Source organism: Agrobacterium sp. P15N1-A (assembly GCF_044626815.1).
Taxonomy (GTDB): domain Bacteria; phylum Pseudomonadota; class Alphaproteobacteria; order Rhizobiales; family Rhizobiaceae; genus Agrobacterium; species Agrobacterium leguminum.
In genome coordinates this window covers 97381-113829 of sequence record NZ_JBIUPF010000003.1, presented here as the reverse complement: position 1 = coordinate 113829, position 16449 = coordinate 97381, and the positions used below count along the sequence as shown (strand labels likewise).

Sequence of the window (16449 nt, the reverse complement as noted above, 5' to 3'; positions counted from 1 at the left end):
TGTTGTTGATTAGAGAACTTTCGCGAGAAATTCGGCCGTGCGCGGATGGTCCGGCTTGTTGAACACCTTCTCCGGCGTGCCCGTTTCGAGAACGCGGCCCTGTTCCATGAAGACGACCCTGTCGGAGACCTCGCGGGCAAAGCCGATTTCGTGGGTAACGATGATGAGGGTGACGCCGGAGCGGGCCAGCTCCTTGATGACATCCAGCACCTCATTGACCAGCTCCGGGTCGAGCGCGGATGTCGGCTCGTCGAAGAGCAGCACCTTCGGTCGCAGCGCCAGAGCCCGGGCAATCGCCACACGCTGCTGCTGCCCGCCGGAAAGCTGGCGGGGATAAGCGCCTGCCTTTTCGGCCAGACCGACGCGGGCCAGAAGATCGCGCGCCTCGGCTTCCGCCTGTTCTTTCGAAATGCCTCGAACGGCGATGGGCGCTTCGATGATGTTTTCAAGCGCGGTCAGATGCGGGAACAGGTTGAAGCTCTGGAACACCATGCCCACTTCAGCGCGGCGCTTGAGGATTTCCCGTTCCTTCAGTTCATAAAGCGTGTCGTCCTTTTGACGATAGCCGACCAGTTCCCCGTCTATGGCGATGAAACCGTCATCGACGCGCTCCAGATGATTGATGGAGCGCAGCAAGGTGGACTTGCCGGAGCCCGACTGGCCGAGAATGGTGGTGACGCTGCCTGCCGGAATGGAGAGCGTGACATCGTCCAGCACCTTCAGTGTTCCGAAGGACTTGGAAACGCCGTGGATATTGACCGAACCGCCACGATTGCCGAGCTGGAAACTTTCCGTCCTGGCAGCGGCCGGTCGTTCAGGTCTTTCAATGGCGGGCGCTGGCGTCTCCACCGCTTCCGGCAAAGGCTTGCGCGGCAGAAAGGTGCGATAGAGCGTGGCAAACAGCGAGGGCGGCGGATTGCGCAGCGCACCGCGCGAAAAGTGCCGCTCGATGTGGTGCTGAATGATCGAAAGCGCAGTCAGGATCACCAGATACCATACGGTGGCGACCATCAGCAGCGGGATCACTTCCAGATTGCGGCGATAGATGATCTGGATCGTATAGAACAGCTCCGGCAGCGCGAGGATATAGACCTGCGACGTGCCCTTTGCGAGGCCGATAATATCGTTGAAAGCCGTGGGCAGGATCGAGCGCATCGCCTGCGGCAGAACGATGCGGGACGCCTGCCGCCTGCGCGGAAGTCCGAGCGCGGCGGCAGCTTCAAGCTGACCCTGATCGACTGACAGGATTCCGCCGCGAACGATTTCGGAGGCGAAGGCGGCCTGATTGAGCGTCAGCCCCAAAACGGCCGCTGCAAAGGGCGTCATCAGCTGTGTCGTATTCCAGCTGAAGAAATTGATGCCGGTATAGGGCACGCCGATTGTCACGGTTTCATAGAGATAGCCGAGATTATTGAGGATCAGCAAAAGCACGATCAGCGGAATGGAGCGAAAAATCCAGATATAGGTCCAGGAGACGGCGACCAGCAGCGGCGAACGGGAAACGCGGGCAAGGGCCAGCAGGGTTCCGAACACAAAACCAAACAACGCACCGAGCGCGGTCAGGAGCAGCGTCCGACCGAGACCGACCAGCACCGGTTCGGCGAAGAACCATTCGGCAAACACATCCCAGCCCCAGCGCGGGTTGCCGAAAACGGAATGCACGACGGCGGCAATGATGAGGACGGAGAAAACCGTGCCCACCGTCCGCAGCGGGTAGCGGGCCGGAACGATGCGGAAATGGGAGTAACCGCCCGTGATCGGTTCACTCTTCTTGTCGCTCACGGCGACATGCGGAAAATCAGAGGCTATCGTCATCGGAAAAAGCCTTTCACGGATGGGCGGAAGAGGGTTGCGGCCGGACAGCCGCTATCGGCGCTCCACCCGGAACCGAGGCGGGTGCGGGTTCGGACAGCCATTTTTCGAAGGGCAACGACCGGATCGTCTCGGGATCGGCCGCGGTATCGAACAAAGCGCGATAACCATTGGTGAGATAAAGGCCGACCGCTTCCGGCTGGCGGAAGCCGGTGGTCAGATAAACGCGGGCGTAACCCTGCCGGATCGCCTGCTGCTCCAGTTCCCGCAGCACGATTTTCGCAAGCCCTTGCCGGCGATGGGCGGAATGGGTCCAGACCCGCTTGAATTCAGCCGTTTCGTCGTCGTAGCGCATGAAGGCGCCGCCGGCGATCGCTTTGCCGTCACGCAGGAGCAGCAGGAAATTGCCCGATGGCGGGCTGAAGGCTTCCGGCGGATATTTGTTCAGCTCCGCCTTGGCCCCTTCCGCATTGAAGAACGTGCCGTAACGGCTGTCATATTCGAACAGCAACTCCTCCAGAAGCGGGGTTGCAAGCAGATCCTTGACCGATGTGTAGAAAAAACTGTCGCTCATGTCCTTGTCCTAATTTTCGCGTCAGGAGAGATAGGCTTCCGCCAGCCGCACCCAGAAGCGTGCTGCCGGCGCGATGATCGCATCGTTGAAATCGTAGTGAGGGCTGTGCAGCGGCGCGCTGTCGCCATTGCCGACGAAGAGATAAGAGCCGGGCCGCTCCTGCAGCATGAAGGCGAAATCCTCGCTCGCCGTGCGCGGCTGGAACGCTTCGGCGATCTGCCCGGCGGCGAAATGCCGTTTGGCGACATCGCGGGCGAAGACCGTCTGAGGGGTGTGATTGATGACCGGCGGGAAACCACGGGAATAGGCGACCTCGGCCTTCGCGCCAAAGCTTTCGGCCTGCGCTTTGGCCAGCGCCGGAAGCCGCTCCTCCAGCCTGTCACGCACGGCAGGCGAAAAAGCCCGGGCGGTGATCTGAAGCTCGACGCTTTCGGGAATGACGTTGGAGGCGGTTCCTCCGTGGATGGAGCCGACCGTCAGCACCGCCATCTCGCGCGGATCGACATTGCGCGAAACGATGCTCTGCAGGGCGGTGACGAAGCTTGCCGAGGCGAGAACCGGATCGACCGTCTCATGCGGCGCGGCGCCATGCCCGCCCTTGCCGACAATCCGCACCTTCGCCTTATCAACGGAGGCCATGGCGGGGCCTTCGACGAAGCCGAACTGCCCGGTGTCGACACCCGGCCAATTATGCAGCCCGAAGACGGCATCGACCGGAAACCGCTCGAAAAGCCGGTCCTTTATCATCGCCCTTGCCCCGGCGCCGATCTCCTCGGCCGGCTGGAAGATCAGCGTCAGCGTGCCGGAAAAACTGGATGTTTCGGCAAGATACCGGGCGGCGGCAAGCAGGATCGTCGTATGGCCATCGTGACCGCAGGCATGCATGACGCCCTGCGTCTGGCTGGCATAGGCAAGGCCGGTTTCCTCGATAATCGGCAGGGCGTCGATATCGGCGCGAATGCCGACGCGCTTGTCGCCATGACCGCGTTTCAACGTGGCGACAACGCCGTGGCCGCCGACACCTTCCGTCACCTCATATCCGAACGACAAGAGATAGCGGGCAATGAGCGCCGCCGTGTGTTTTTCCTTGAGGGAAAGCTCGGGATGCCGGTGGAGATCATGCCGGATGGCGATGCTCTCATCGATGAAGGCAAGGATTCCCCGTTCGGCGTCGTCCTGCGGACGCGCGCCGTCAATGCGGATATTCATGGTTCTGTCTCCTGCGCGGCTCGCTACGCGCCGCGTCTTGAAATCTGCACCGGGCGGCAATCGTCTCCGCCCGGCTGCAAGCTCAGGCGATTGCCTTGTCCGACCCGTTTTCGCGGCGGGAATAGACGCTTTCCCTGAAAGGCAGGCCGAGATGGTCGCGCAGCGTCGCCCCTTCCAGATGCGGATCGAAATAACCGCGCCGTTGCAGCACCGGGATGACGAGGCGGATGAAATCGTCCAGTCCCTCGGCAATAACCGGGAAGCCCAGAATGAAGCCATCGGCCGCATCGTGCTCCACCCAGCGGATGATTTCGTCGGCCACCTTGTCCGGCGTACCGATGAAACCTTCACGCGGGGTCGCTGCCTCCAGCGCCGCCTCGCGCAGCGTCTGGTTCTTTTCCTTGGCCCGCCGCTTGATGCGGTCGGTCGTGGAGCGGAAACTGTTCTTGCCGATCTCGCCGAGTTCGGGGAAAGGCTCATCCAGCGGATAGACGCTGAAATCATGATGATCGAAGAAACGGCCGAGATAGGCCAGCGCATCCTCGATGGTGATGAGGTTGCGGATGACGTCGTATTTCGCCTCCGCTTCCTCCTGCGTCTCGCCGACAATCGGGCCGATGCCGGGGAAAATCTTCACATCGGCAGCGGACCTGCCCTGCGCGACGGCGCTCTGTTTCACACGCTTGAGGAAAGTCTGGTTTTCCTCCAGCGAAGCGGAATTGGTGAAGACGGCATCCGCATGTTTGCCCGCAAGACCGATGCCGGCATCGGAGGAGCCGGCCTGAAATACGACCGGCTGCCCCTGCGGCGAACGCTGGATATTGAGCGGGCCCTCCACCTGGAAGAAACGGCCCTTATGGCCAAGCGTATGGAGTTTGGCGCGGTCGAAGAACTGTCCCGTCTCGCGGTTGCGCAGGAAAGCGTCATCGTCCCAGCTATCCCACAGGCCCTTGATCACTTCGAGATATTCGTCGGCAATCTCGTAACGCAGCGCATGTTCGGGGTGGTTGCGGCTGTAATTCTTCGCCGTACCTTCGAGCGGTGTCGTGACCGCATTCCACCCGGCGCGGCCGCCGCTCAGGAGATCGAGCGAGGCGAACTGGCGGGCAATGGTGAAGGGGTCGCTATAGGAGGTCGAAACCGTACCGGCGAGACCGATCTTCGAGGTCACGGAGGCGAGCGCCGAAAGGATCGTCAGCGGCTCGAACCGGTTGAGGAAATGCGGGATCGACTTGTCATTGATATAGAGCCCGTCCGCCACGAAAGCGAAGGCGATGCCCGCCGCTTCCGCCTTCAGCGCGGTCTTCCTGAAGAAGTCGAAATTGACGCTGGCATCCACCGGGCTTTTGGGGTGCCGCCAGGCATTCATGTGCCCGCCGGGCCCCTGAAGCATGATGCCGAAACGGATTTTCTTTCTCGTCATGTCATTCCCTCCTCAGAGAAAATTACGCCGCCCGGGAAAGGCGATGCGTGGCAAGCAGTTCTATCGAGGCAAGCCGCTGATCGGCACCGACATGCGGCGGCTCGATGATGAATTCCTCGATGCCGTGCTCTTCGGAAAGCGCACGAAGCGCCTTGTGAATATCCTCCGGCCCGCCATGCAGGACGTTGGGCTTGCGCTCTTCGATGCGGTAATCGGTATCGCCGGACTGGCGGGCGAATTCCTCCGCCTGTTCACGCCGGCCGAGGTTGAACGCCCTGCCGTCGCTGAGGAATACCCGGTAGATGCGCTGACCTTCCACCTGTCTCGCGGCATGGGCAGGGTCGCTGGCCGCAAAAGCCGACAGGGCAAGGATCGGAGCGCTTCCGCCGCTTTCTTCCCGGAATGCCGAGAGGCTGCGGCGAAGAACCTCCGCATCGCCATTGAGATGGCCGGCAAAAACGAAATTCCATCCTCTTGAAGCCGCAAGCCTTGCGCTTTCGGGGCTGGCGCCGAGCAGAAATCGTTCCGCAGCGACCGGCGGCGCAGGTGTCGCCTGCAGTCCGGCCTGCGCGTGACCCTGCGGCGCGGCGCCGGACAAAAACGTGGTAAGTTCACCGAAAGTCGTTTCGAAATCCGGTTTACGGGCGGGATCATAGGCCTGCTGCAAGGCTGACGTCGCCAGCGGCAATCCGCCCGGCGTCTTGCCGATGCCGAGATCGACCCGGCCGGGCGCGAGCGACGACAGCACGTTGAAAACCTCGGCGACCTTGTAAGGGCTATAGTGCTGCAACATGACGCCGCCCGAGCCGACGCGAATGTGGGAGGTCTTCGCCAATATCCACGCAACCAGCGCTTCCGGCGCGGAACCGGCAAGCTCCGGCGAATTGTGATGTTCGGCCACCCAGAAACGGCGGTAGCCCAGCTCTTCGGCGCGTCTGGCAAGATTGATCGTGTCGCGGAACGCACTCGCCGCGTCCTCACCCTTCGGAACCGGGCTCTTGTCCAGCAAACTGAGCGTATACATCATCACCTCGCGTGTCTTTGATGCATACTTTGTCTACCGATTTTATATTCTAATAAAGGATGATCGTTCCACGTTGCAGCGCGATCAGAGAAAATATTGTTTTCAGTGATGTTTTCGAGAACCGGCCCTGGCAAAGCCATCGATAGAGCCGAAGGAATGGCCCAAAAAGGCTGCAACAGGCCGTTTTCCGCGCCAAACCCGGACGAAACGGGCTTGCGCCGGAATTCGCTAAAAACTACTTAGTAAGTTAGGAATAATATGGCCCGGCGCTGCAAAACGTGCCGACTCTCTTTTCGGATCATGCGATGTTGACCAAAAAAGGCAAATACGGATTAAAGGCTCTTGTCGATCTGGCGCGGTTGCCCCAGGGCGAGACCGCCTTCGTGACCGAAATTGCAACCCGCAACAATATCCCGAAAAAATTCCTGGACACTATTCTTCTGGAGCTGCGCAATAGCGGCATTCTGCGCTCCAAGAAGGGCCCGAATGGCGGTTATTCGCTGTCGAAAATGCCATCGGAAATCATGATCGGGCAGGTCATCCGCACGCTGGACGGCCCCCTGGCCCCCATCCGCTGTGCAAGCCGCACGGCCTTTGAAGCCTGCGACGACTGCGATGATCCGGAGACCTGTCAGGTCAGGGTTTCGATGACGGACGTGCGTGACGCCATCGCAACCATTCTGGACAATATGACGCTTGCACAATTCGTGGCCAAGGACGGGCAGAACGCCCGCTCCATTCCGGCCGGCGAGTAGGATTCCGCACGGCCCTTCATTCGAGCTTTGCCTATTGCCTGCGCAGATCGTCGTCCAGCGACGCGATCAGCCCGGCTTCACTGACGCCTTCGACAAGACCGAGGCGCGCCATCAGGATTTCAAGCGTGATGGCATTGTTGCGAACCGAGCGAAAGGTGACGTTTTCCGCTCCCACCTGCGCCGCATCGATATTGGCCGCAAGGCTGGATATCTGCGCCTTCAGGAGCTCGATGGCGAGAAATATTTCGCCTATCACGGGCCGCGCCGCGCCATCGCCGGCCAGCCTGTTGATCAGCAGCGCCGAAAGCTCCCGCTGCTTCTGCCCCAGAGCCACGGCGGCTTTCAAAAGGGTAGAAACGGAAACGGCCAGATTTCCGGCACCCTGAGCCAGGAACACCACCTGATCGGCGCGTAACAGACCTTCCCATGACGTATTGGGGCGGTTGCGCAGAACGACAAGCAAAGGCTGCCCGGCCGTGTTGACGGCCGGCACCACAATCCAGTCCGCGTCGCCCCTCACCGCCCCCGCAACGTCATGGGGAAGCCGCAGGGCGTAGTCGTCTTCCGTCACCGTAACCGCCTGATCCAGATCCGCGGCAGATATCGCCAATGCGAAGGTCTCGCCAAGATCGAGACGGGCGAAGAGCGCCTTGCGCTGGTCTTCGCTACCCGCATTCCTGATGAATTCAAGCGCGGTGAAATGTTCGACGAGATCATGCGCCGCCGCCGCATCGGCTGCGGAAATGATGGCGAGCGCCTGCGAGAGAACATCATTGGTGATGTCCGTCCCGCCCAGTTCCGTTGGAACGGAAAGAGCAAGAAGACCGGAACGGGCGATCCGCGCATGAATTTGCCCGGGACTTTCAACGGCGCAGTTTTCGGCGATCGTCCGGGCAACGGTCAGCACATCGACATCCGCGCCGAGGCGTGGAGGAACGAAACGAAGTCTTTCGCCGAGAGGCGTGACGGATCCCATGCTCAACTCCCTCAAAGAATGACAAAGTGAAAGCGCCGAACGACCGACGCTCAGTCCAGAGAATGATAACGCCCGTTTTGATAGAGCAGCGAATGGCCGGAGCCGATGCGGATCGCTTCAACCTTGCCGATGACGATGACATGGCTGTGCCGTTCGATCGTCTCTTCAATGGTGCAATCGATCGCGGCAACTGCATCTTCGAGAATGGGCGCACCGCTCGACAGCCGCGTCCATTCCGCACCGCGATACCGGTCCGGGCCCTTCAGGCCGCCGATGCCGGCAAACTGATTGGCGACGAACTGGTGGTTCGCCCCGACGATGTTGACGGCGAGATGACCGAAACGCTGCACCACCGGCCATGTGGATGAGGATCGGTTGAGCGCCACCAGAATGCGCGGCGGATCGACCGACAAAGCGGTGGCCGAGGTCACGGTCGCGCCCGTTCGCTCGTCACCCTCACCCGCCGTAATCACGCTGACGCCGCCGCCCAGCGTTCTCAGCGCCGCCTTGAGGCTTTCGGCATCCGCCGCCTTGCCGGCGACCGGGTCGCGGAGGTTGATGAATTGTTGATCCTTGGCCGCATATTGCAATGTCATCGGGTCGCTCCTGAAAACAGCTGAATTGTTCAATAGCTAGCAGCGGCAGCGGGGGGTGAAATAGACATCGTTTTCCATAATGATAATATTCTATAGAAATAATGTTTTATGTGCTACCGCCTGACTTCGTCCCGCTGGAAGGATATCTGCCGAAAAGGTGGGAGGCACAGGTTGCCTCCCGTCGAAGAATCAGGATCCGGACACCAGCTTGACGTTGCCGCCATGACCGCCGCCACCGAAAACCTGTTTCGCGCCGAAAGAAGATCGTATCTGGTTGCGGGGTCCGCCGAGCCCGATTTCCGGAAACAGCAGTTCGGATAGCCGATAGGCTTCCTCCAGATGCGGATAACCCGAGGCGATGACGGTATCGATGCCCAGCGCCTGATATTCCCTGAGCCGCGCCGCCACCGTCTTCGGCGAACCGACCAGGGCCGTGCCCGCACCCGAACGGACGAGACCGATGCCCGCCCACAAATTCGGAGAGACTTCCAGCCGGTCGCGCCGGCCATTGTGCAGTGCCTGCATTCTCGCTTGCCCGACGGAATCCGAAGCCCTGGAGAAGACTTCCTGAGCGGATGCGATGGTTTCGTCGGAGAGCTTCGAGATCAGCCGCTCCGCATCGGCCCATGCTTCCTCATCGGTTTCACGCACGATGAAATGCAAGCGGATGCCGAAGGTAACCTTGCGCCCCTTTTTGGCGGCGGCGGCGCGCACCTTGGCGATCTTTTCCGCCACCTGCGCCGGCGGTTCGCCCCAGGTGAGATATTTGTCGGTGATACCGGCGGAAAACTCGATGCCGGCATCTGAAGAGCCGCCGAAATAAAGCGGCGGGCGCGGTTCCTGCACCGGCGGCAGGCCGAGTCTTGCGTCCACTGCCTTGATATATTTGCCGTCGAGGCTCCCCTTGCCGGTTTCGATCAGCGAATTGAAAACCTGGAAGAACTCATCGGCGTGATCGTAACGCTCGTCATGCGGCAGGAAAATGCCGTCACCGGCCAATTCCTGCGCACTGCCGCCAACCACGATGTTGAGAAGCAGCCGGCCATGGGAAACGCGATCGAGCGTCGAAGCAAGCCGCGCATAATAAGCGGGCGAAGCGACGCCCGGACGGATGGCGACGAGGAATTTCAGCTTCTCGGTATAGGCGGCGAGATTGGCCGCAAGGATGAAGGATTCTTCGCAGGCGACACCGGTGGGGATGAGCACGCCCGAATAACCGAGCCGATCGGCGGCCTGGGCTATTTCCCGAAAATAGCCGGGATCGGCAGGACGCGAAAGATCATCCGAGCCGAGATAGCTGCCATCGCCTGAGGTGGGTATGAACCACAGAAAATCGAGTGGTTTATCGGATGTGCTCATCGGCAGGTCCCTTTGCAATCTGCCCTCGGGCAATGCGCTTGATGATAAAAGGGTAGCCAATTCCCCGGCGCGTTTAAGAAATTTTGTTCCAATTTCCATCCGGCGAGGAGAGTTTCTCTCCCGGACAAACCGCGCTGCGAAGGGAAAAGGAACCCTCGCTGATGGTCGTCAGAAGACCGGATAAAGGCCGAGCATCGCAAAGTTCATTTCGCAGATCTCTTCCCGTTCGAGTTCGAGATCGCTTTTCTCCTGCCTGATGCGTCCGGAATGATCCAGAGGATGAAGGCTAACCTGTTCCTCTTCCCGCGGCTGACGCCGGGTCAAACCGAACAGATCGAAAGTAAACGCATGAAGTCCCTGCGGCATGTGCGCCTCCTTTGCTCAACTCCCCTTATCCTCGGGCGACTGTCCGAAATCGTCAATATTTTCCATAAAATTACTATTCTATAATTGGAGGATCACCGGCAAATGTGGACTAAGGTTGCGGCGGTGGGAAAAAATCCGTTTCCGGCCGCCGATAATCGGGCACGGAACTGAACGATCAGTCATTTCCTCAAAAATGTGCTTCGCCCAGGGCTTTCAATCTACGCAATCTCGATCCGGCCACCGCCTTTGCCGATGCGCCCTCCGCCTTCAACCGCTCGAGAAGAGCATAACCCTCAGGCCATCGTCCGTAGCCGCTGGCAATATTGATATGTCCGACGGCGCCGAGATTGATGAGATCGCTCCCCCACAGGCTCGCACTGTGCGCGAGCTCTTCGCAATCCATATAGGGATCGTTCATGCTGCCCACGACGAGGCTGGGGAAAGCAAGCGGTTGCAGCGGAAACGCACCGAACCGGACGATACAGGGATGCATCGCCTCCACGTGATCGAGATGAGCGGGTGCGACCAGAAGCGCGCCCTTTATCTTGGCGGCCGAGGGGCGAGACGCCATATTCGCCACCAGCAGGCAACCGAGGCTGTGGGCGACGACATAAGCGCTTTCGACTGTCTCCAGCGCGGCCTCGAGACGATCAAGCCAGTCCTCGAGAACAGGGCATTGCCAATTGTCCTGATCGACCAGCTGCGAGTCGGGATCATCCAGCAACCAGTGCCGCTGCCAATGTCCTTCATCCGAACCATTCAGGCCAGGGACAATCAAGGTGGTACACATGCCTGCTCCATGGGTTGTGGGCGGTATGTCGCAAGCATGGTGAATTTCGCGATTTCCGTCGACTATTGCCTTGCTCACCTTTCGAAGCCTCGCGAAAAATCGATCCATTCAATTTCAATCATGCAGAAAATGCGTTCTCAACGATGCAGATAATGTCGATCAGAGGGAATCATTTCCTCAAATTTTTTATATAGAAAATATGTGCAATATAGGCTTTCCAGACGGAAAGCTTTTCCTCCGCCGCACGACAAAAGAAACGTCGCTGCTTCGCCGGGCCGCCGCCGCTTTGCCATTCTCGCACCTGCGGAGGCTTGCGCCTCCCGGGAGCCACAAGCGGTGAAGGCCAAACGTCAGCAGGGCCACCCACCGCACCATAAAACGAAAATTCAGGCGGATAATGTGAGCAGCACGAGCGAATTTCTCTGGTACATCCCCAATGACGTCAAACCCGGTCACCGGGGCGACGCCGTCAGCGAAAACCACAATAGTCTCGATACATTGACGAGCCATGCCAAAGCGCTTGAAACCCATGGCTGGAAGGGCGCGCTGATCGGCACCGGCTGGGGACGTCCGGATACATTTACGGTGGCGACGGCGCTTGCGGCGCGTACAACCACATTCGAGCCGCTGATCGCTATCCGTCCCGGCTACTGGAAGCCGGCCAACCTCGCATCCGCTGCCGCCACGCTCGACCAGCTTTCCGGCGGTCGAGTTCGGATCAACATCGTTTCCGGCAGGGATGAGCTTGCCGCCTATGGCGATGAAGAAGGCGATCAGGCGCAGCGTTATGCCCGCACGAAAGAATTCATGCGGCTGGTGCGGCGGCTCTGGACCGAGGAAAACGTCACTTTTAATGGCGATCATTTCCGGGTGGCAAACTCCACGGTTTCGCCGCGCATCGCCGCACGCGAAGGCCGGCCGCATCCCAAACTCTATTTCGGCGGCGCTTCCGAAGCGGCCGAGCAGGTTGCCGCAACCGAGGCCGATGTGCAGCTTTTCTGGGGAGAACCGCTCGCCGGCGTGCGCGAAAGGATCGAGCGGCTCAGGCACTTCAGCGAAAAGCTCGGCCGCGATCTCCCGCCGCTGCAATTCGGCCTGCGGATCACCACGCTGGTGCGAAACACCACAGCCGAGGCATGGCGCGATGCGGAAGCAAAAGTTGCCGAAATGGCCGCAAACAATGGGGTACGCTGGAACGACCATCTTCAGGCCGTAGCTGTCGGCCAGCGCCGCCTGCTGGATTTGCACCGTCAGAGCGACGTGCTGGACGACAATCTCTATACCGCGCCGGGCAAATTCGGCGGCGGCGGGGCGGGAACCACATGGCTTGTCGGTTCGGCGGAAGATGTCGCCGCGTCGCTGCGCAAATACCGTGCGCTGGGCATCAGCCATTTCGTGCTTTCCGACACGCCCTATCTCAAGGAAATCGAGCGGCAGGGCGAGAGCTTGCTGCCGCTGCTGCGGGATTGAGGGGCGTGGCTTGAACATGGGCGACCCGCCTCGGACAAGGCCGCCCTTTTGCTTTCAACCGCCCGCCGCCTTGATGCTCTGACGGCCGAGAATCGTTCGGATCATATGGCTCTGCGGCGCATGCGCCCTTGCCGTGATGGCATCGCGGTGATGGCGCTCAAGGTCGTAATCCCGGCGCAGGCCGCGATTGCCGCCAAGCTCCAGCGCCAGATCCGTCACCGCCACCGCATTGTCGATGACCACATGGCGAACGGCCAGCGCATCGGTTCCCACCCGCTCCCCCGCATCCACATCGCGGGCGACGGAGAGAAGGAGGCGTCGGTTCGCCGCCAGCAGCACCTCGATCTGGCCGAGACCTTCCTGAATGCGGGGGATGGAGGACAGCGGTGCGCCAAGACTTGCCGGAACATGGCCATTCAGATGGCGCAACAGATCGTCCCGCGCCGAAAGCGCGACACCGTGATAGACGGAAGCCAGCAGCACGAAGAAATTATAACCATCCGCTTCATCGCGCCGCAGCGGCTCATCCGCCGGCTGTTCGGCGACGATATCGGCAAGCGGCACCTTCACATCTTCCAGCACCAGATCATGGCTGGCTGTGGCGTACATGCCGGTCGCCTCCCATGCTTTTTCCTGAGCGATGCCAGCCGCACCGAGAGGAACCAGAAGCTGGATGAGACGCGGCGTCTCTTCCGTCGTCACGGCAAGCACGATTGCCCATTTCAGGCCCGGCAGGCCGGTGACGAAGCTCTTGCGGCCATTGACCACCCAAAAATCGCCCTCCATCCGCGCCGTCGTTTCCGGCAGGCCGCCATGGGCCGGCGAACCGACACCCGGCTCCGCCTGCGCATTGTTGAGGAGCGCCGGCTCCCTGCTATTGGCGGCCAGTACCCTTGCCGCAAGTGCTGCCGGCCACCTGCCGCGCCGGATCGCGGCATGAACGCTGTAATGCATGGCGAGGATGAGGGCGGTCGACGGATCGCCCCTGGCGATGGCCGTAATGACGGCATGGGCCGTTTCCATGCCTTCGCCCCAGCCGCCATCCTTTTCAGCCGTGACGAGACCCAGCAGGCCTGACTTGAAAAGCGCCTCGAAATTACCGGCGGCGAATTCGCCGCTTTTGTCGTGGTCCGCTGCGGTCAGGCTGAAATCCCCGGCCAGCGCGGTTGCAACGGCGACGGGATCTGGCCGCTGCGCCGGTGCGGTCGCAACGGCGGAAAGTGCAACGCTCATGCCACCGCCCTTTCATTTGGCGTGACGAAACGGTCATCGATCCAGTCGCCAAGATCGAAGTCGTTTTCAAGGAAGCCCCATTGATGCAGGAAGTCCTTGTAATGGTCGACGGCGCCGACAAGGTCGGCATCGAGGCCGAGACCGAGATGGCGGTGAACCTCAGCGCCATTGGCGGCCAGAACCTGCTCCTCCGTCGCGCCGGCCTCGCGCGCGATGAAACGGCGCGTCTCTTCCGGGTGCTGTTCTGCCCAGAGCGAGGCCCGGGCGATGGCGTCAACCAGCCGCTGCACCAGATCGGGGCGCTCATCGGCAAGCCGTCCGTCGACCGTCAATACGCGGGGAGAACCGGAATTGATGCGTATCTTCGGGTCGGGGTGAAAACCGAACTCCGCCACCTGCACCGCACCGATCAGGTTCGCAGCGGCAATACCGGCCGTTCCCTTGACGAAAATAGCATCGACCTCGCCCCGCAGCAGCGCGATGATTTCCTCACCGAAGGATTGCCGGCGCTTCAGGCCGAACAGCGACGGCCCTTCCTGCGAGGCCAGCACCGAATCCTTGATGACGATGTCCTTGATCTCGACATCCTCGACCTTCAGCCCTTCCAGCGAAAGCGCCGAAACGATGCCCTTCAGCGCCGTAGCCCGCATGAAATCGACAATGCCTTCCGGCCTGCGCGGAACGCCGAAACGGCGACCGACAAGATCGGCAACAGAGCGGATACCGGTTTCCGGCAGGGTGATGATTGCCTGAAACTCATCCGTCCACGTCACCCCGATGAGGCGCGTATTGCGCCCTTCCGAGCGGGCGCGGATGGGCGGCACATTGCCGCCGTGGCGGAAGGACCATTCCAGCGTGTGGTTGAAATGGCTTTGGCGAACCGAGCGATCCGGCGAATCGATGATGGATTTCAGCGATATCCCCACCTCCTCGAAGGTCTGCCCGAGATAACCGAGCTGCGCCGCCAGTCCCACGGGCGTGGGCACCGGGCAGCGTGTGTACCAGATTTCAGAAAGTGACGTGCTCATGGCTTTGTCCTTGATGAAAGGGAAAGGTCCCGGCCCGCAGCAAAGGGGGCCGGGTCTGGTGAAACGATCAGGATGCGGCGATATGCGCGAAGGCGAGGCTTCCCGCCACACCTTCGGCACCGATGGTGTGATCGGCGATACGCTTGTTGAAGATGGTAATTTCTGGTGCTGCGACGATGTCGATTGCAGGCACGTCTTCAACGAGAATCTGCTGGATTTCTTTCCATTGCGCAACGCGCTTGTCCGGATCGATCTCGATGGCGGCGGCTTCGAGAAGCGCATCCACCTTCGGATTGCTGTAGGCCGCACCATTGGAGAAAGGCACGCCCTTCTTGAAGTTCTTCGACCAATAAAGCCGTTGCACGCCGACGGTCGGATCGAAGAGATTGCTCATGCCCTCATAGGCAAAATCGAAATCGCGATCCGTGTAGATGCGCTTGGTATAGGTGGCGAAATCCTGCGTGCGCACCGTCACGTCGACGCCGACTTTCGCCAGCGCCTGGCGAATATAATCCGCGCCGCGCGGATAGGCTTCGGTGCTGGGCACATAATCCAGATTGAGCTTGAAACGGATGCCATCCGCACCGCGCTTGTATCCGGCCTCATCGAGAAGCGCTTCGGCGGCCTTCAGATCGATCGGATAGGTTTTCAGATCATCCACGAACCATTTCGTCAGCTTCGGATTGATCGGGCCGGTGATGGTCGCGCCGTAACCGTAATTAACGGTGTTGAAGATGACATTGCGGTCGATCACATGCGCGAAGGCGCGACGGACGCGTACATCCTTGAACACATCCTTTTCGAGATTGAACTCCACGCGGCTGACGGAATTCGAATATTGATAGCCGTTTGTCTCAAAACCGAGGCTCGGAAGCTCTTTCAGGCGGTCGAGATCGCTATAGGCGACCGGCGTGCTGGGGGCGAGATCGATCTCGCCGGTTTCAATGGCAATCGCGCGGGCGGAAGCGTCGGGAATGAAGCGGACGATCAGCTTGTCGAGATAGGGGCGCGGCGCATCCCAATAATCGGCATTGCGCTCGAAAACGATATGGCTGCCGCGCACCCACTCCTTGAACTTGAACGGGCCGGTGCCGATAGGGGCGAGATTGACCGGGTTTTCGGTGACTTTCGTCCCTTCATAGAGATGTTTCGGCACGATGGGCGTTTCGGCGGCGGCGAGCGCCGTTATCAGGTATGGCGCTGGTTTGGAAAGAACCAGAACCGCCGTCAACTCATCAGGCGTCTCGACGCTTGTGAGGTTCAGGAATGTATTACGGCCGCGCGGATGCACTTCCTTGATGGTATTGATGGAGAAAGCCACATCGGCTGATGTAAACGGCTTGCCGTCATGCCATTTCACGCCAGGCCTCAGCTTGAAGGTATAACGCAGGCCATCTGCACTCACATCCCATGATTTGGCCAACAGCGGCTTGGGATTGAGATCGAAATCATAGGTCAGCAGACCTTCGGTCACCTTTGGCGATATATAGACGGAATTATAGGCCGTATGCGCGATCGTCGTCAGCACCGGCGGTTCCGATGAGATGAGCAGGGTGGCCGTGCCACCACTTGCCGGCTCCGCCGCGAGGAGCTTCAGCCCCGGCAAAGACACCACGCCAAGCGCCACCGAGGCCAGCAGGAAACCTCGCCGCGTCGTCTGGTTGAAAATAGTCATGCGATACCCTCTCCTTGATTGAACCGGCGAAAAACCGGCAAACTGAACGGTCGCGCTTAGGAAGAAGTTTGTTCCGCAGAGGAGAGTGAGTTTGGCATGAAGAACCAACCATTCTCATGATTAGGAATTATCTTTTCTTTATGACGCGTATTTCCGTAA

At 60.2% G+C, this 16449-nt stretch carries 15 protein-coding genes; 2 read left to right on the top strand and 13 right to left on the bottom strand.

Annotated elements, in window-relative coordinates; all coding sequences use genetic code 11:
- Positions 1-9 precede the first annotated feature (9 nt).
- From ACIK7D_RS12475 to ACIK7D_RS12455, 5 genes are all read right to left on the bottom strand, one after another.
- Positions 10-1815: an amino acid ABC transporter permease/ATP-binding protein gene (locus tag ACIK7D_RS12475; protein ID WP_400156455.1), complete on the bottom strand. Its 1806-nt coding sequence runs from the start codon at positions 1813-1815 to the stop codon at positions 10-12.
- A gap of 13 nt (positions 1816-1828) precedes the next feature.
- On the bottom strand, positions 1829-2386 hold the full coding sequence (locus ACIK7D_RS12470) for a GNAT family N-acetyltransferase (RefSeq protein WP_400156454.1): 558 nt from the start codon (positions 2384-2386) through the stop codon (positions 1829-1831).
- A 21-nt stretch (positions 2387-2407) separates the two neighbouring features.
- Positions 2408-3595, bottom strand: a complete 1188-nt coding sequence (locus tag ACIK7D_RS12465) for a M20 aminoacylase family protein (protein ID WP_400156453.1) — start codon at positions 3593-3595, stop codon at positions 2408-2410.
- An 82-nt stretch (positions 3596-3677) separates the two neighbouring features.
- Entirely contained in the window at positions 3678-5018 is a 1341-nt protein-coding gene (locus ACIK7D_RS12460; protein WP_196380572.1) for an LLM class flavin-dependent oxidoreductase, read from the bottom strand.
- A 22-nt stretch (positions 5019-5040) separates the two neighbouring features.
- Positions 5041-6045 (bottom strand): LLM class flavin-dependent oxidoreductase, encoded by a 1005-nt coding sequence (locus ACIK7D_RS12455; RefSeq protein ID WP_400156452.1) that lies wholly within the window; start codon positions 6043-6045, stop codon positions 5041-5043.
- Positions 6046-6347: 302 nt separating this feature from the next.
- Between ACIK7D_RS12455 and ACIK7D_RS12450 the strand changes: the two genes are divergently transcribed.
- Positions 6348-6797, top strand: a complete 450-nt coding sequence (locus ACIK7D_RS12450) for an Rrf2 family transcriptional regulator (RefSeq protein WP_059753414.1) — start codon at positions 6348-6350, stop codon at positions 6795-6797.
- Positions 6798-6828: 31 nt separating this feature from the next.
- Here the strand turns inward: ACIK7D_RS12450 and ACIK7D_RS12445 are convergent, their stop codons facing one another.
- The 5 genes from ACIK7D_RS12445 to ACIK7D_RS12425 form a co-directional block, all read right to left on the bottom strand.
- Positions 6829-7773, bottom strand: a complete 945-nt coding sequence (locus ACIK7D_RS12445; RefSeq protein WP_400156451.1) for an acyl-CoA dehydrogenase family protein — start codon at positions 7771-7773, stop codon at positions 6829-6831.
- A gap of 50 nt (positions 7774-7823) precedes the next feature.
- Positions 7824-8369 (bottom strand): flavin reductase family protein, encoded by a 546-nt coding sequence (locus tag ACIK7D_RS12440; protein WP_080819231.1) that lies wholly within the window; start codon positions 8367-8369, stop codon positions 7824-7826.
- Between the two features lie 189 nt (positions 8370-8558).
- Positions 8559-9728, bottom strand: coding sequence for an FMNH2-dependent alkanesulfonate monooxygenase (gene ssuD / locus ACIK7D_RS12435; RefSeq protein ID WP_174023095.1), 1170 nt, complete (start codon positions 9726-9728; stop codon positions 8559-8561).
- A gap of 168 nt (positions 9729-9896) precedes the next feature.
- Positions 9897-10094 (bottom strand): hypothetical protein, encoded by a 198-nt coding sequence (locus ACIK7D_RS12430; protein WP_003524684.1) that lies wholly within the window; start codon positions 10092-10094, stop codon positions 9897-9899.
- Positions 10095-10281: 187 nt separating this feature from the next.
- Positions 10282-10884 (bottom strand): alpha/beta hydrolase, encoded by a 603-nt coding sequence (locus tag ACIK7D_RS12425; RefSeq protein ID WP_400156450.1) that lies wholly within the window; start codon positions 10882-10884, stop codon positions 10282-10284.
- A gap of 399 nt (positions 10885-11283) precedes the next feature.
- Between ACIK7D_RS12425 and ACIK7D_RS12420 the strand changes: the two genes are divergently transcribed.
- Entirely contained in the window at positions 11284-12354 is a 1071-nt protein-coding gene (locus ACIK7D_RS12420) for an LLM class flavin-dependent oxidoreductase (RefSeq protein WP_400156449.1), read from the top strand.
- Between the two features lie 54 nt (positions 12355-12408).
- On the opposite strand, the gene ACIK7D_RS12415 is transcribed toward ACIK7D_RS12420, so the two are convergent.
- The 3 genes from ACIK7D_RS12415 to ACIK7D_RS12405 form a co-directional block, all read right to left on the bottom strand.
- Positions 12409-13587 carry an acyl-CoA dehydrogenase family protein gene (locus ACIK7D_RS12415; RefSeq protein WP_400156448.1) on the bottom strand — a complete coding sequence of 393 codons (1179 nt, stop codon included), beginning with the start codon at positions 13585-13587 and terminating at the stop codon, positions 12409-12411.
- Positions 13584-14615, bottom strand: a complete 1032-nt coding sequence (locus tag ACIK7D_RS12410) for an ABC transporter substrate-binding protein (RefSeq protein ID WP_400156447.1) — start codon at positions 14613-14615, stop codon at positions 13584-13586. Before ACIK7D_RS12410 ends, ACIK7D_RS12415 begins: the two co-directional genes overlap by 4 nt.
- A 67-nt stretch (positions 14616-14682) precedes the next feature.
- Positions 14683-16290: an ABC transporter substrate-binding protein gene (locus tag ACIK7D_RS12405; protein ID WP_080819236.1), complete on the bottom strand. Its 1608-nt coding sequence runs from the start codon at positions 16288-16290 to the stop codon at positions 14683-14685.
- Positions 16291-16449 lie beyond the last annotated feature (159 nt).

Coding starts and splice junctions, on each gene's coding strand:
- ACIK7D_RS12475 (WP_400156455.1), bottom strand. CDS start 1,815: ATGACGATAGCCTCTGATTTTCCGCATGTCGCCGTGAGCGACAAGAAG.
- ACIK7D_RS12470 (WP_400156454.1), bottom strand. CDS start 2,386: ATGAGCGACAGTTTTTTCTACACATCGGTCAAGGATCTGCTTGCAACC.
- ACIK7D_RS12465 (WP_400156453.1), bottom strand. CDS start 3,595: ATGAATATCCGCATTGACGGCGCGCGTCCGCAGGACGACGCCGAACGG.
- ACIK7D_RS12460 (WP_196380572.1), bottom strand. CDS start 5,018: ATGACGAGAAAGAAAATCCGTTTCGGCATCATGCTTCAGGGGCCCGGC.
- ACIK7D_RS12455 (WP_400156452.1), bottom strand. CDS start 6,045: ATGATGTATACGCTCAGTTTGCTGGACAAGAGCCCGGTTCCGAAGGGT.
- ACIK7D_RS12450 (WP_059753414.1), top strand. CDS start 6,348: ATGTTGACCAAAAAAGGCAAATACGGATTAAAGGCTCTTGTCGATCTG.
- ACIK7D_RS12445 (WP_400156451.1), bottom strand. CDS start 7,773: ATGGGATCCGTCACGCCTCTCGGCGAAAGACTTCGTTTCGTTCCTCCA.
- ACIK7D_RS12440 (WP_080819231.1), bottom strand. CDS start 8,369: ATGACATTGCAATATGCGGCCAAGGATCAACAATTCATCAACCTCCGC.
- ssuD (WP_174023095.1), bottom strand. CDS start 9,728: ATGAGCACATCCGATAAACCACTCGATTTTCTGTGGTTCATACCCACC.
- ACIK7D_RS12430 (WP_003524684.1), bottom strand. CDS start 10,094: ATGCCGCAGGGACTTCATGCGTTTACTTTCGATCTGTTCGGTTTGACC.
- ACIK7D_RS12425 (WP_400156450.1), bottom strand. CDS start 10,884: ATGTGTACCACCTTGATTGTCCCTGGCCTGAATGGTTCGGATGAAGGA.
- ACIK7D_RS12415 (WP_400156448.1), bottom strand. CDS start 13,587: ATGAGCGTTGCACTTTCCGCCGTTGCGACCGCACCGGCGCAGCGGCCA.
- ACIK7D_RS12410 (WP_400156447.1), bottom strand. CDS start 14,615: ATGAGCACGTCACTTTCTGAAATCTGGTACACACGCTGCCCGGTGCCC.
- ACIK7D_RS12405 (WP_080819236.1), bottom strand. CDS start 16,290: ATGACTATTTTCAACCAGACGACGCGGCGAGGTTTCCTGCTGGCCTCG.